General features: G+C 43.1%; 11 protein-coding genes. 7 read left to right on the forward strand and 4 right to left on the reverse strand.

What is annotated here, in order from left to right; all coding sequences use genetic code 11:
* Positions 1 to 162: 162 nt before the first annotated feature.
* The 4 genes from BLW31_RS01390 (at position 163) to BLW31_RS01405 (ending at position 5131) form a co-directional block, all read left to right on the forward strand.
* Positions 163 to 1617, forward strand: coding sequence for a TolC family protein (locus BLW31_RS01390; RefSeq protein ID WP_010536531.1), 1455 nt, complete (start codon positions 163 to 165; stop codon positions 1615 to 1617).
* Positions 1618 to 1695: 78 nt separating this feature from the next.
* Entirely contained in the window at positions 1696 to 2688 is a 993-nt protein-coding gene (locus BLW31_RS01395; protein WP_022300855.1) for an HlyD family secretion protein, read from the forward strand.
* Positions 2689 to 2690: 2 nt separating this feature from the next.
* Positions 2691 to 3872, forward strand: coding sequence for an ABC transporter permease (locus BLW31_RS01400; RefSeq protein WP_010536529.1), 1182 nt, complete (start codon positions 2691 to 2693; stop codon positions 3870 to 3872).
* Positions 3872 to 5131 (forward strand): ABC transporter permease, encoded by a 1260-nt coding sequence (locus BLW31_RS01405; RefSeq protein ID WP_010536528.1) that lies wholly within the window; start codon positions 3872 to 3874, stop codon positions 5129 to 5131. Before BLW31_RS01400 ends, BLW31_RS01405 begins: the two co-directional genes overlap by 1 nt.
* Positions 5132 to 5300: 169 nt before the next feature.
* Here the strand turns inward: BLW31_RS01405 and BLW31_RS01410 are convergent, their stop codons facing one another.
* Positions 5301 to 5861 carry a porin family protein gene (locus BLW31_RS01410; RefSeq protein ID WP_010536527.1) on the reverse strand — a complete coding sequence of 187 codons (561 nt, stop codon included), beginning with the start codon at positions 5859 to 5861 and terminating at the stop codon, positions 5301 to 5303.
* 391 nt (positions 5862 to 6252) lie between these two features.
* Between BLW31_RS01410 and BLW31_RS01420 the strand changes: the two genes are divergently transcribed.
* The 3 genes from BLW31_RS01420 (at position 6253) to BLW31_RS01430 (ending at position 10528) form a co-directional block, all read left to right on the forward strand.
* On the forward strand, positions 6253 to 6618 hold the full coding sequence (locus BLW31_RS01420) for a BlaI/MecI/CopY family transcriptional regulator (protein ID WP_010536526.1): 366 nt from the start codon (positions 6253 to 6255) through the stop codon (positions 6616 to 6618).
* Between the two features lie 17 nt (positions 6619 to 6635).
* The gene (locus tag BLW31_RS01425; RefSeq protein WP_010536525.1) at positions 6636 to 8465 is read left to right on the forward strand and encodes a M56 family metallopeptidase; all 1830 of its coding nucleotides are present in this window, start codon (positions 6636 to 6638) and stop codon (positions 8463 to 8465) included.
* 140 nt (positions 8466 to 8605) lie between these two features.
* On the forward strand, positions 8606 to 10528 hold the full coding sequence (locus BLW31_RS01430; RefSeq protein WP_029425276.1) for a TlpA disulfide reductase family protein: 1923 nt from the start codon (positions 8606 to 8608) through the stop codon (positions 10526 to 10528).
* 120 nt (positions 10529 to 10648) lie between these two features.
* Here the strand turns inward: BLW31_RS01430 and BLW31_RS01435 are convergent, their stop codons facing one another.
* The 3 genes from BLW31_RS01435 to BLW31_RS01445 all read right to left on the reverse strand — a co-directional run bounded on the left by BLW31_RS01435 (position 10649) and on the right by BLW31_RS01445 (position 13330).
* Entirely contained in the window at positions 10649 to 11749 is a 1101-nt protein-coding gene (locus BLW31_RS01435) for an Mrp/NBP35 family ATP-binding protein (RefSeq protein ID WP_010536523.1), read from the reverse strand.
* A gap of 90 nt (positions 11750 to 11839) precedes the next feature.
* Entirely contained in the window at positions 11840 to 12598 is a 759-nt protein-coding gene (gene trmB, locus BLW31_RS01440; RefSeq protein WP_010536522.1) for a tRNA (guanosine(46)-N7)-methyltransferase TrmB, read from the reverse strand.
* A 108-nt stretch (positions 12599 to 12706) separates the two neighbouring features.
* Positions 12707 to 13330 (reverse strand): DUF975 family protein, encoded by a 624-nt coding sequence (locus BLW31_RS01445; RefSeq protein WP_022300863.1) that lies wholly within the window; start codon positions 13328 to 13330, stop codon positions 12707 to 12709.
* Positions 13331 to 13364: the final 34 nt, after the last annotated feature.

Consider the following 13364-nt stretch of genomic DNA (forward strand, 5'->3'; position numbering starts at 1 on the left):
TCATTTTGCGTTTTCACAGAAAGCACATACATTTGCATCGTTGTTTATGCAATTATTGTTTAAGTCAACAAGTACAAAAAAATGAACTATTTCAATAAACAATTTATATGATAACGGGGTTATTTAAAAAAGAAGTATCACCTTATTAATATGTAAGATGCGATGAAAAAACTATTTCTTCTGACAATTCTGTTGAGCCTGACTTTTATAGTAAAAGCGCAAAGCTTCCTAAGCCTAGATAGTTGCCGCGCATTAGCTCTTGCCAACAACAAAGATCTGTTGATAAGCAATGAAAAAATAAATGCCGCTCATTATCAGCACAAAGCTGCATTTACCAATTACCTGCCCAGTTTCTCGGCTACGGGAACTTACATGAGAAATCAAAAAGAATTTTCATTATTGAACAATGACCAGAAAGCGGCGCTTTCGGGATTGGGGACTAATCTGGCCGGTCCATTACAACAAGCCGCAGGAATTATCGCTCAATTACATCCGGAAATTGCATCCCAGATTCCAGCCTTGGGCGCTAGCCTGACTTCGGCTTTTAATGAAGCCGGAAGTTCACTGGTCGATGCACTCCGCACCGATACGAGAAATGTATATGCAGGTGCCATCACGCTGACACAGCCATTATACATGGGCGGCAAAATCCGTGCATATAATAAAATCACAAAGTATGCCGAAGAATTAGCGCAACAGCAACATCAAGGAGGCATGCAGGAGGTTATCATGAGCACTGACCAGGCTTACTGGCAAGTCATATCCTTAGTGAACAAGAAGAAACTGGCCGAAGGCTATCTCAAACTTTTGCAGCAGCTGGACAGCGATGTGGAAAAGATGATTGCCGAAGGAGTTGCCACAAAAGCCGACGGTTTGTCCGTGCGTGTGAAAGTCAACGAAGCGGAAATGACACTGACTAAAGTGGAAGACGGATTAAGCCTGGCCCGAATGTTGTTGTGTCAACTATGTGGCATTGATCTCAGCTCTCCTATCACGTTGGCAGACGAAAATATGGAGGACATTCCACTGCTCACACCGGAGACCCACTTCGACATGTCCACCGCTTACGCCAACCGTCCGGAGATACGCAGCCTTGAACTGGCTACTCAGATTTATAAACAGAAAATAAATGTTACCCGCGCCGAACATCTTCCGTCCATTGCGTTGATGGGAAATTATATGGTGACCAATCCTTCCGTATTCAACAGCTTTGAGAATAAATTCAAAGGAATGTGGAATGTGGGCGTTATGGTACAGATACCTATCTGGCATTGGGGGGAAGGCATTTACAAGACCAAAGCCGCCAAGGCAGAAGCACGAATCGCACAATATCAGCTTCAGGATGCGAGAGAAAAGATCGAATTGCAAGTTAACCAATCCGCTTTTAAAGTAAAGGAAGCCAGCAAAAAACTGGTAATGGCAACCAAGAATATGGAAAAGGCTGACGAAAATCTCCGTTATGCCACCTTAGGCTTCAAAGAAGGGGTCATTGCCACCAGCAATGTCCTGGAAGCACAAACGGCATGGCTGTCCGCCCAATCGGAAAAGATTGACGCACAAATCGACGTGAAGCTGACGGAGATTTATCTGAAGAAGTCTTTGGGAACGCTGAAATAATGGACAGTTGACTATTGACAATTAAAGACTGAGGTATTCAATCAATTTATTATTCGTAATTTATAATTCATCAATAATATGGCACCTATAAAATCACAAAACAGCAATATGCTGCTTGCATTTCTTACTTTACTGGGAGTTATTGCAATCGTTGCAGTCGTTGGCTTTTTCATGCTTCGCAAAGGCCCTGAGATTATTCAGGGGCAGGCTGAAGTTACTGAATACCGCGTCTCAAGCAAAGTTCCGGGACGTATACTGGAGTTTCGTGTTAAAGAAGGACAAAGCGTAAATGCCGGCGACACGCTGGCTATTCTCGAAGCTCCCGATGTAGTGGCTAAGATGGAGCAGGCACGTGCCGCCGAAGCTGCCGCACAAGCACAAAACGAAAAAGCAATCAAAGGCGCACGCGAAGAACAAATTCAGGCAGCCTACGAAATGTGGCAGAAAGCTCAGGCTGGTGTCACGATTGCCGAGAAATCATATAAAAGGGTCAAGAACCTGTACGAGCAAGGAGTGATGCCCGCACAAAAGCTGGACGAGGTTACCGCACAACGTGACGCTGCCATTGCCACTGAAAAAGCAGCCAAAGCACAATATACAATGGCAAAGAACGGTGCGGAACGCGAAGACAAGATGGCTGCCGAAGCACTGGTGAACCGTGCAAAAGGAGCTGTTGCCGAAGTAGAATCTTATATTAAAGAAACGTATCTGATTGCTCCGGCAGCCGGAGAAGTTTCCGAGATCTTCCCCAAAGTAGGCGAATTGGTAGGTACAGGTGCTCCTATCATGAACATTGCCGAACTCAATGACATGTGGGTGACTTTCAATGTACGTGAAGATCTGCTCAAGAATCTGACGATGGGAGCAGAATTTGAAGCAGTTGTTCCCGCACTGGACAATAAAACAGTCAAACTCAAAGTATATCATCTGAAAGATTTAGGTACGTACGCTGCTTGGAAGGCAACCAAAACCACCGGTCAGTTCGACTTAAAGACATTTGAAGTCAAAGCTTCCCCAATGGAAAAAGTAGAGAATCTTCGTCCGGGTATGTCCGTCATCATTAACAAATAGTCATGAAAGAGAGAAAGAAGAAATATATAGCTTTATGGCAAGTCATGCAAAGAGAATGCAGGCGGTTAGTATCACGCCCGCTCTATCTCTTCTGCATGGTCATCGCTCCGTTGTTCTGCTATATATTTTTCACGACTTTGATGGACTCGGGACTTCCGCAGAATCTTCCGGCTGGTGTGGTAGACATGGATGACTCATCCACTTCACGCAACATTGTCCGCAACCTGGATGCTTTCTCGCAAACAGGTGTCGTGGCTCATTACAGCAATGTTACGGATGCACGCATCGCTGTGCAGGAAGGAAAAATTTACGGTTTCTTCTATATCCCGAAAGGCTTGTCGGCAGAAGCACAAAGTCAGCGGCAACCCAAAATCTCTTTCTATACCAATTACTCCTATCTGATTGCAGGCTCTTTGCTATTCAGAGATATGAAAATGATGGGAGAACTTACTGCCGGCTCTGCTGCCAGAAGTATACTGTATGCCAAAGGAGCTACGGAAGATCAGGCAATGGGTTTCCTGCAACCAATCGTAATAGACACGCATCCACTGAACAATCCGTGGCTGAATTATTCGGTATACCTGTGTAACACACTGATACCGGGAGTACTCATGCTGCTTATTTTTATGGTCACCGTTTATTCTATTGGTGTAGAAATCAAAGACCGTACCGCCCGTGAATGGTTGCGGATGAGCAACAATTCCATTTACATCGCACTGGCAGGCAAACTGCTTCCGCATACGGTAGTCTTCTTCATAATGGGAATATTCTATAATGTATACCTGTATGGCTTTCTGCATTTCCCTTGCAACAGCGGCATTTTTCCGATGATATTCGCCACACTCTGCCTCGTCTTGGCATCTCAGTGCTGCGGTATTGTCATGATAGGTACACTGCCTACACTCCGCCTCGGATTAAGTTTCGCCTCCTTGTGGGGAGTGATTTCATTCTCTATCTCCGGTTTTTCTTTTCCGGTGATGGCGATGAATCCTGTCTTGCAGGCTCTGAGTAATCTGTTTCCGTTACGTCATTATTTCCTGATTTACGTAGATCAGGCGCTCAACGGGTACAGTATGGCCTATTCATGGTCCAACTATATGGCATTACTAATATTCATGATGCTTCCTTTCTTTGTGGTCCACCGCTTGAAAGAAGCATTGGTTTACTATAAATACATACCCTAATGAAAGATATAAAATTTAAAGATAAGATAGCCCAAGGCATCAACGACCTGTTTTATATCTGGAAGCGGGAGTTCCAGACAACTTTCCGTGACCAGGGGGTACTGATTTTCTTTATTCTCGTCCCACTCGGTTATCCGTTATTGTACAGCTTTATCTATGACAATGAAGTAGTACGCGAAGTTCCTGCCGTTGTAGTCGATGACTCGCATTCATCCCTGAGTCGCGAATATCTCAGAAAAGTGGATGCTACACCGGACGTTCAGATCATTGCCTATTGTGCCGATATGGAGGAAGCCAAGCAGATGCTGAAGAACCGCCTCGCCTATGGCATTATCTATATACCTTCAGATTTTAGTGACAACATTGCCAAAGGGAAGCAGACACAAGTCAGCATCTACTGCGATATGAGCGGATTGTTGTATTATAAATCCATGCTGATCGCCAATACAGCAGTTTCACTGGATATGAATAAAGATATAAAGATCGCGCGTAGCGGTAACACGACCGAACGACAGGATGAAATCACCGGCTACCCGATAGAATATGAAGAGATTTCCATATTCAACCCCACAGCAGGTTTTGCAGCCTTCCTGATTCCTGCCGTATTGGTATTGATTATACAGCAAACATTATTGCTCGGCATCGGACTTGCAGCGGGAACCGCCCGTGAAAATAACCGGTTTAAGGATCTTGTGCCCATCAACCGACATTATAACGGTACACTACGAATTGTGCTTGGCAAAGGATTGAGTTATTTCCTTGTATACGTACTAGTATCGTTTTACGTGCTGTATATCGTGCCAAGACTATTCAGCCTCAACCAGATCGGACAACCCGGTTCACTGATACTATTCGTTGTCCCCTATCTGGCAGCCTGCATTTTCTTTGCAATGACTACCTCCATTGCCATTCGCAACCGGGAAACCTGTATGCTGATTTTTGTATTCACCTCCGTACCGTTGCTGTTTATTTCCGGCATCTCATGGCCGGGAGCGGCAATTCCTCCGTTCTGGAAATATGTATCTTACATCTTCCCGTCTACATTCGGTATCAATGGCTTTGTGAAAATCAATAATATGGGAGCTACACTCAGTGAAGTCGCCTTTGAATATAAAGCCTTGTGGATACAAGCAGGTGTTTATTTCCTTACCACTTGCTGGGTATATCGCTGGCAGATACTGATGAGTCGGAAACATGCAATAGAACGATATAAAGAACTAAAAGAAAAAGCGAATCTGGCCAAACAGATCAGCGATTGAGACTATTAAGAGAGAGAGTTAAATACGATGTATTCTTCTGCGGAGGTATACATCGTTTTTCTTTATAGGAAGAGAGAGTTTCTTTATGGAGAAGAAATAGAAAAGTCCCCCGCTCCATCGATTGGGCAGGGGACTTTATGAATGGTATTATAAAGAGGATATGATTCAATTAGAATTTGTAACCTACTCCGATGGAGAAGTTCAGATTTTTAGGAGAACCGCTGGCATCATAGACTTTAGTCAAGCCAAATTCTCCTGTCAGATCGACAAAGAATCTGTTGATTTCGTAAGCAACACCTACTCCAAGTCCAAAATCAAATCTTTTGCCACCACCATTATCACCAAAGAAATCTTCTTTCACACCAGCTATCTTGTATTTGCCTGCAATACCGCATGCCAGATACGGACCGGCCTTTACAACTACGTTTTGTCCATCTACTACAGCAAATCTTGCAGCAGCCATTACCGGCAATTCCAGATACATCGGATTAGCCTTCATATCGCCTAATTTGGCACCTTTCTGAGTAAACATCAAAGAAGGCTGAAGAGACCACATATCAGTAAACTGATACTCCATTCCAACTCCAAGATTAAAACCTACTCTCATATCCGTATCAGCGTCTCCTGTGAAATTACTCATGTTCATACCTACCTTAGCATTCCAGGAAATCTGAGAATAAGAAACGATAGAAACAAGTGCAAACAGCACAAAAATCAAACCTTTTTTCATATCTGTCATTTTTTAGTTCGCCTCCCTCCTCCCTCTGGGCTGCATAGTTAATAGTTTCTTTATTGAGTACGGGGAATCTTTCCAAACATTGATTTGTATTGAAACGCACCCTTCTTTTATTAACATTCGTTTTATGCTCTACAAAAGTATTTCATTTATTTTATATAAAAAAAGATGAAAGCAGTTTTGTTCACCTAAATGTCCGAAAGATTGCTTATTTGGACGAAAATAACTTTTATCCACATTATTTTCATACCACGTAAGCCAAAGGGAGTTTACCCGCAAACAGACACCTTTCCTATAGGCATTTACAACATTTAACCATCTAACTATTGCTTTATTACGAAATATTCGTAGATTTGCGAAAGAATCGTAATTAAACATCATCTCCATGGAAAAGTTAACTATACAAGAAGAAGAAGTAATGATCTACATTTGGGAGTTACAGGACTGTTTCGTAAAGGACATCGTATCTAAGTATCCGCAACCGGCGCCACCTTATACTACCGTTGCGTCCATCGTGAAAAATCTCGAGCGGAAAGGATACGTAAAATCGAAACATATAGGAAATACCTATCAATATACTCCCGCAATTCGTGAAAATGAATACAAACGCCACTTCATGAGTGGAGTAGTCCGCAACTATTTCGAGAATTCTTATAAGGAAATGGTTTCTTTCTTTGCAAAAGATCAAAAGATATCTACTGATGACCTTAAAGACATTATCGAACTGATAGAGAAAGGAAAAGAAAAATAAACTGAAACTTTATCGATATGACTCCGGAACTAGCCTATTTCCTAAAGATAAACGTAGCAATCGCATTGTTTTACGCTTTCTATCGGTTGTTTTTTCATAAAGACACCTTCTTTCACTGGCGACGAACCGCTTTGTTATGCTTCTTCGGCATTTCCCTGCTTTATCCCTTATTGAATATTCAAGAGTGGATAAAGGAACAGGAGCCTATGGTGGCAATGGCGGATCTTTATGCCACAATCATTCTTCCGGAGCAAATCATTGAGGCACCACAGGAAACAACCGTCACCTGGCAGGAACTAATCCCACAAATTCTGGGAGTTATCTACTGGAGTGGTGTATTGCTCCTTGCCATACGCTTTTTAATCCAGCTAGGCAGTATCATACGGTTGCATTTCCTATGTCCGAAAAGCACGATACAGGGATCACGCGTACATATATTAAAGACAGGCACAGGACCTTTTTCTTTCTTTCACTGGATATTCATACACCCGGAATCGCATACGGAATCCGAAATCAGCGAAATAATCACGCATGAAGAAACCCATGCCCGTCAATACCACTCAGCAGACGTACTTATCAGTGAGTTTATGTGCATTTTCTGCTGGTTCAATCCCTTCATCTGGCTAATGAAACGAGAAGTCAGAGGAAATCTGGAATACATGGCAGATCACCGCGTATTGGAGACGGGGCATGATAGTAAATCATACCAGTACCACTTGTTGGGACTGGCACATCACAAGGCTGCAGCAAATTTATCTAATAGTTTCAATGTTTTACCACTTAAAAATCGTATCAAAATGATGAATAAACGAAGAACCAAAGAAATAGGAAGGACTAAGTATCTGATGTTCCTTCCCTTGGCTGCCCTGTTGATGATTATCAGCAACATCGAAGTAGTAGCCCGCACAACGAAAGAATTTGCTAAGGAAGTGATGGGAACACCGACAGAGCAAAGTGTTTCTCAAGCTGAACTCGCCAATGGTCCGGAACTTCCCGACGGAATGACGGAAGTAGCGACATTACAGGATAAGAAAGGAACGCAGAAAACAAAAGAGGTAGCTCCTCCTCCCCCTCCGGCACCCGTTAAAAGTGCTACTGTAAACGATTCTGTCGTATTTGAAGTGGTAGAAGAGATGCCCGACTTCCCTGGTGGACAATCGGCACTGATGGAATATCTTGCCAAGAATATCAAATATCCGGCAACAGCCCATGAAAATGGAAAGCAAGGACGTGTGATTGTGATGTTTGTAGTCAAAAAAGACGGTAGCATTTCCGACGTTAAAACTGTTCGGGGCGTAGATCCCTATCTCGACCAGGAAGCTGAACGTGTGATTGCCGCCATGCCCCATTGGAAACCCGGCAAACAAAGAGGACAAGCTGTGAACGTAAGATTCACCGTTCCCGTAACTTTCCGTTTGTCCGGTCCGGAACCTGCAAAACCAGCAGAAACTCCCGAAGCAGTAGCAATAGAAAAGTTTGAAGAGGTTGTAGTGGTAGGCTATGGACCTAAAGAAGAGGCGCCCAATAATGAGCCGACTTTCAAAGTCGTAGATGAAATGCCTAAATTTCCCGGAGGACAGGAAGGATTAATGCGCTACTTAGCCAGAAATATAAAGTACCCAACTATGGCCCAGCAGAACAAGGAACAAGGAAAAGTACTCGTCCAAATTGTCATTGGCAAAGACGGTAACGTGTCAAATATAAAAATATTAAAAGGTGCGTCAGCTTGGCTGGATGCTGAAGCGATTCGCGTGGTGCGGGGTATGCCGAAATGGGAACCGGGCAAACAGAACGGCCAAGCCGTTGCCGTAGAATATACATTCCCTATCACATTCCGACTCCAATAAGCTAAACCGGAAATAGCATTATTCTCTTGACAAATAACAGAAAAAGGAGCAATCGCATGCGATTCTGCTCCTTTTTTCTATAATTACATAAATAAATTACAATAATATGATTACATTTGTTGGAGATAAAACCTATTCATATGAAAAGATCCGCATTAATAATAAGTATGCTGCTAGGTATGCTTTGCATGGCACAAGCTAAAGACAGAATCGTAGAACGTCCTCCCTTTTTAGCTCAAAACTCCTCAAGTATAGAGATAGACAAAATAGTGATGAGTGACACAGTCACAACGGTATATATCAAGGCTTTCTATCGCCCTAAATACTGGATAAAGATTGCAACCGGCAGTGTTTTGAAAGATAATAACGGTATCTTATACCCCATCCGGAAAGGAATAGGTATTACACTGGACAAAGAATTCTGGATGCCGGAATCCGGCGAAGCCGAGTTCCAATTAACTTTTCCACCTATTCCTCAGAATGTGACCCGGCTGGATTTCTCCGAAGGAGACTTTGAAGGGGCATATAAAATATGGGGGATACAATTGGACAAGAAGTCATTCGGCAAATTCAAATTACCTAAGGATGTTATAGTTCCAAAAGCAGACCATAAAATGACGCTGCCCGATCCCATTGTCAAATACGACAAGGCTATTCTGAAAGGAAGAATCCTTGACTACCAAAAAGGAATGCCCGACAAAGGCAGTCTTTACTACCAGGACGTCATAAGGGAAGGAGCCCAGGAAGGAAAAATTCGAATTCAAGACGATGGAACATTTTATCATGAAATGAATGTTTTCATGATTACTCCGTGTACGATCATGTCTCCTTTTGGAACCATCGAGTACTTACTGGCACCGGGAGAAACTACTTCTATTGTCATCAATCTCCGCGAAAACGCCCGAAAGCAATCTCACCTTCGCCAAACAGAAAAGCCATACGGAAAAGAAGTCTATTATGGAGGATACTTAGCCGGATTGCAGCAAGAACTAGCGGATAATCCCATGAGTTTCAGTTTTACTGAAGGCAACAGCTACGAGGACTATCAACAACAAATAAAACAACTGAACGGGAAAACAGCCGAAGAGTACAAGGCTCAAATACTTGCCCGGCTGCCCGAATTCAAAAAACAAATCATGCAGTCGAAAGGCAGCCCTGCCTATAAAGAGATAATCAACACTGATCTCGAATTGTCTGCCGCACTAAAGGTGATCGAAACCGAAAGGAACCTGAAATTAGCCTATATCATGGCTAATGGACTGGAAGGAGAGAAAGCAAACAAATATTATGCTGAAACTCAGATAAACATTCCCCAAGGATATTATGAAGGGCTTCTGGACTTCACATCTATTCTTTCGCCCAAAGCGTGCTACAACAGCAGATATCCTGCATTGTTTGACATCATACGCCGTGTAGGCATCAATGATAAAATACTTAAGCACCTGGATAGTCATACAGCAGCCGGTTTCCTGACCCAAAATTTAAAGGCACATATGATCGGAGTTTCCATGAGAGACCTCAATCCACTCAACGATGAACAAAAGGCAGAATTAGTTACCATGCCTCCAGCATACAATGAAGTGGTTCTGGCTATGAACAGTGACCTATTGAAGCAAATAGAAATAAATAAAAAGAAAACAGGATTTACCATCAATGATGCCGGAGAAGTATCTAACGAAGATTTATTTCCATCTATTATCTCCAAATTTCGCGGCCATACCTTGCTAGTCGATTTTTGGGCAACCTGGTGCGGTCCATGCCGTTCTGCCAACAAAGAAATCCTCCCTATGAAAGAAGAACTGAAAGACAAAGATATCATCTACCTTTACATTACAGGTGAAACGTCTCCATTGGGAACTTGGAAGAACATGATTCCTGATATTCACGGAGAGCATTTCCGTGTGACAAAAGAACAATGGAGTTACCTGGGTGAGAAACTCAACATCCGGGGTGTCCCTACTTACTTTGTTGTGGACAAAGAAGGAAATATCACTTATAAACAAACAGGATTTCCCGGGGTAGATGCCATGAAAGAACAATTAATGAAAGCATTGGAGAAATAAGGGTATTCATCACAAAGTAACCCAAAGCTATACCAATCAATGAAACAACCTCCCGATGATGAAGCAAGACACATCTCATCGGGAGGTTTTATATTCAGCGTAAGTTCAGTATCAGAACATTTATTTATGCATCTCTACAATCTTGGTCGGAGCCATCTCTATATTCCGACGATCTACCTGACGAACGACGCTGGCTGCCAAAGACAAGAAAGCACGTCCCGTTACCGTATCTTCATCCAACGCTACCGGAGTCCCATTGTCCCCACCTTCACAGATGCTTTGCACAATAGGGATCTGGCCAAGTAAAGGTACATTCATTTCTTCAGCCAATTTCTTAGCCCCTTCTTTACCGAAGATATAGTACTTATTCTCCGGCAGTTCGGCAGGCGTAAACCAAGCCATATTCTCAACCAATCCCAGAATAGGTACATTCACTTTATCATTCGTGAACATGTTGATTCCTTTACGGGCATCCGCCAGTGCAACAGCCTGCGGAGTGCTGACGACAATCGCTCCCGTCATAGCCAATGTCTGAACAACGGTCAGATGAATGTCACTTGTGCCGGGAGGAAGATCAATCAGAAAATAATCAAGATCACCCCAGTCAGCATCACCAATCAGCTGTTTTAATGCATTGCTCGCCATACCGCCGCGCCAAAGTGTAGCCTGATCAGGATCAACGAAGAAACCGATAGAAAGCAGTTTCACACCGTATTTCTCTACCGGAATAATCAGATCACGTCCATCAATCTTCTCCGCATACGGACGGGCGTCTTCCACCTGAAACATCTTCGGCATGGAAGGACCGAAGATATCGGCATCGAGTAAACCGACTTTGTAGCCCAACTTAGCCAAAGCAACTGCCAGATTTGCAGAAACGGTAGACTTACCCACCCCTCCTTTGCCGGAAGAAATGCCGATAATATTCTTCACCTGCGGAAGCAGTTTGCCCACTTCCGGACGAGCTGCCTGTTTACTTTCTGTTGTAATAGTTACCTGTACATCCGGTGATACATAGGTATGAATGGCTGTTTCCGCAGCCTTCAGCATTGATTTCATAAACGGATCGGTCGGCTTCTCAAAGATCAAAGAAAAACTGACTGTCATACCGTCAATACGCAGGTTGTCTGCAACCATCTCCGCTTCCACCAGATTCTTTCCCGTACCGGGATAACGCACCGTTGCCAGTGCATCCAATATTAATTTCGGATAAAGGGTCATTTTAATTACTATTTGACTATTTACTATTTACTATTTAAATTCACCGTTCGGTCAGTTGGCTGTTCACTTTACGGTGATTATGCTGACAAGCTACTTGCTTGTGGTTAATCCGCTACGCTTGCTACGGTTGTAGCTACGATAGGGATCAAGTTCTATTTCTACATCCGGTTCCTGCAATTGACCTTCCTGCGGAAGCCGGAATTTAATATACTTGATATTTAAACCACGATCAAGCCATTGTTGTTCATAATAAGTCTTGATTCCAAGAATGTCATCCACTAAGCCGGAGTGATATAAGTCTTCCGTCATAAATTCTATCGGAAGATTATTTGCCTCTATCATGTATTTCGTATAAGTAAACATGAAGTTGCTGTCGGTCTTCAGATGGATGATTCCATCCGGCTTCAAAAACTTACGGTAACGCTCCATAAAATAAGTGGAGGTCAGTCGCTTGGTAGCCTTTTTCATCTGCGGATCAGAGAAGGTCAGCCAAATCTCACTGACTTCACCTGCTGCAAAAAAGCGTTCGATGATCTCAATATTTGTGCGAAGAAAAGCAACATTCTTCATTCCTGCCTGCAGGGATTCCGTCGCACCGGTCCACATCCGAGAGCCTTTGATATCAACAGCTATAAAGTTCTTGTCGGGAAACATTTTGCCCAGCCCGACGGTATATTCACCCCGTCCGCAGCCAAGTTCGAGCACTATCGGATGATCGTTTCCGAAAAATTCCTGATGCCATTTTCCCTTCATGTCAAAAGGCACATTATCCACCGCCGAATAAGGATATTCGAATACATGCGGGTAACTCGCCATATCGGCAAACTTCTCTAATTTATTCTTTCCCATCTCATTACTGATTAGGATGCAAAGGTACTTACTTTTCGTAAACAACAAAAATAAATGGAGTACAGATTGCTCCGTACTCCATTCTTCATGATGATATTTATTCGTTTATCAACTTTCGATATTCACTTCGACATTGATATTGAAACCGCCCTGCTGAGCCTTCAGATCTTCATAGAAAGCAGCACGGGCTACTTGCATATAAGGTTGCAGAACGAAGAATCCGAGACCAAAAGTAAAGAGGCAAAGGATAGCCCAACCGATAAAGCTCAAATCGAGCAGGAACAATTTCATCTTGTTGCCTTCCATCATCGCCATACTTCTTTCAATTGCAGCATTGTTACACAATTCAGGTTCATCTTTCAGGATATAGTCTGTCATTCCATAAGAATAATGCTTAATAATACCCGGAATCAGAAGCAATAATGACCACAGGAAGGTATAAACGGCTTGCAACAGCTTAGTACTCAAGATACGGCTGTATTCCTGAAATCCTGCAAACAGTACTCCCAGATCAACTTCTTCCGCTCCTCTGAACACGCCAAGCATTAAAACAGCAAAGCCATACGCAACAGGCAGACCGACCAGTAACGAACCTATCCATCCAATAAAAGGAATAGAAGACAGACCACCGGCAATAGCCGAATAAATAAGAGCAGCAACGGCTGCCATAGGCCACTTACCCCGAAGGGCTTCACGTGCCTGGGCACGCAATTCTGAATTTTGTTTTAACATAGTAATTACGCAATTAAAAGAGATTATACTTAAA

This window comes from Bacteroides faecis MAJ27, from assembly GCF_900106755.1.
Lineage (GTDB): Bacteria > Bacteroidota > Bacteroidia > Bacteroidales > Bacteroidaceae > Bacteroides > Bacteroides faecis.

Excerpts from the sequence above, each read along its gene's own strand:
- BLW31_RS01390 (WP_010536531.1), top strand. The coding sequence starts at position 163 with ATGAAAAAACTATTTCTTCTGACAATTCTGTTGAGCCTGACTTTTATA.
- BLW31_RS01395 (WP_022300855.1), top strand. The coding sequence starts at position 1,696 with ATGGCACCTATAAAATCACAAAACAGCAATATGCTGCTTGCATTTCTT.
- BLW31_RS01400 (WP_010536529.1), top strand. The coding sequence starts at position 2,691 with ATGAAAGAGAGAAAGAAGAAATATATAGCTTTATGGCAAGTCATGCAA.
- BLW31_RS01405 (WP_010536528.1), top strand. The coding sequence starts at position 3,872 with ATGAAAGATATAAAATTTAAAGATAAGATAGCCCAAGGCATCAACGAC.
- BLW31_RS01410 (WP_010536527.1), bottom strand. The coding sequence starts at position 5,861 with ATGAAAAAAGGTTTGATTTTTGTGCTGTTTGCACTTGTTTCTATCGTT.
- BLW31_RS01420 (WP_010536526.1), top strand. The coding sequence starts at position 6,253 with ATGGAAAAGTTAACTATACAAGAAGAAGAAGTAATGATCTACATTTGG.
- BLW31_RS01425 (WP_010536525.1), top strand. The coding sequence starts at position 6,636 with ATGACTCCGGAACTAGCCTATTTCCTAAAGATAAACGTAGCAATCGCA.
- BLW31_RS01430 (WP_029425276.1), top strand. The coding sequence starts at position 8,606 with ATGAAAAGATCCGCATTAATAATAAGTATGCTGCTAGGTATGCTTTGC.
- BLW31_RS01435 (WP_010536523.1), bottom strand. The coding sequence starts at position 11,749 with ATGACCCTTTATCCGAAATTAATATTGGATGCACTGGCAACGGTGCGT.
- trmB (WP_010536522.1), bottom strand. The coding sequence starts at position 12,598 with ATGGGAAAGAATAAATTAGAGAAGTTTGCCGATATGGCGAGTTACCCG.
- BLW31_RS01445 (WP_022300863.1), bottom strand. The coding sequence starts at position 13,330 with ATGTTAAAACAAAATTCAGAATTGCGTGCCCAGGCACGTGAAGCCCTT.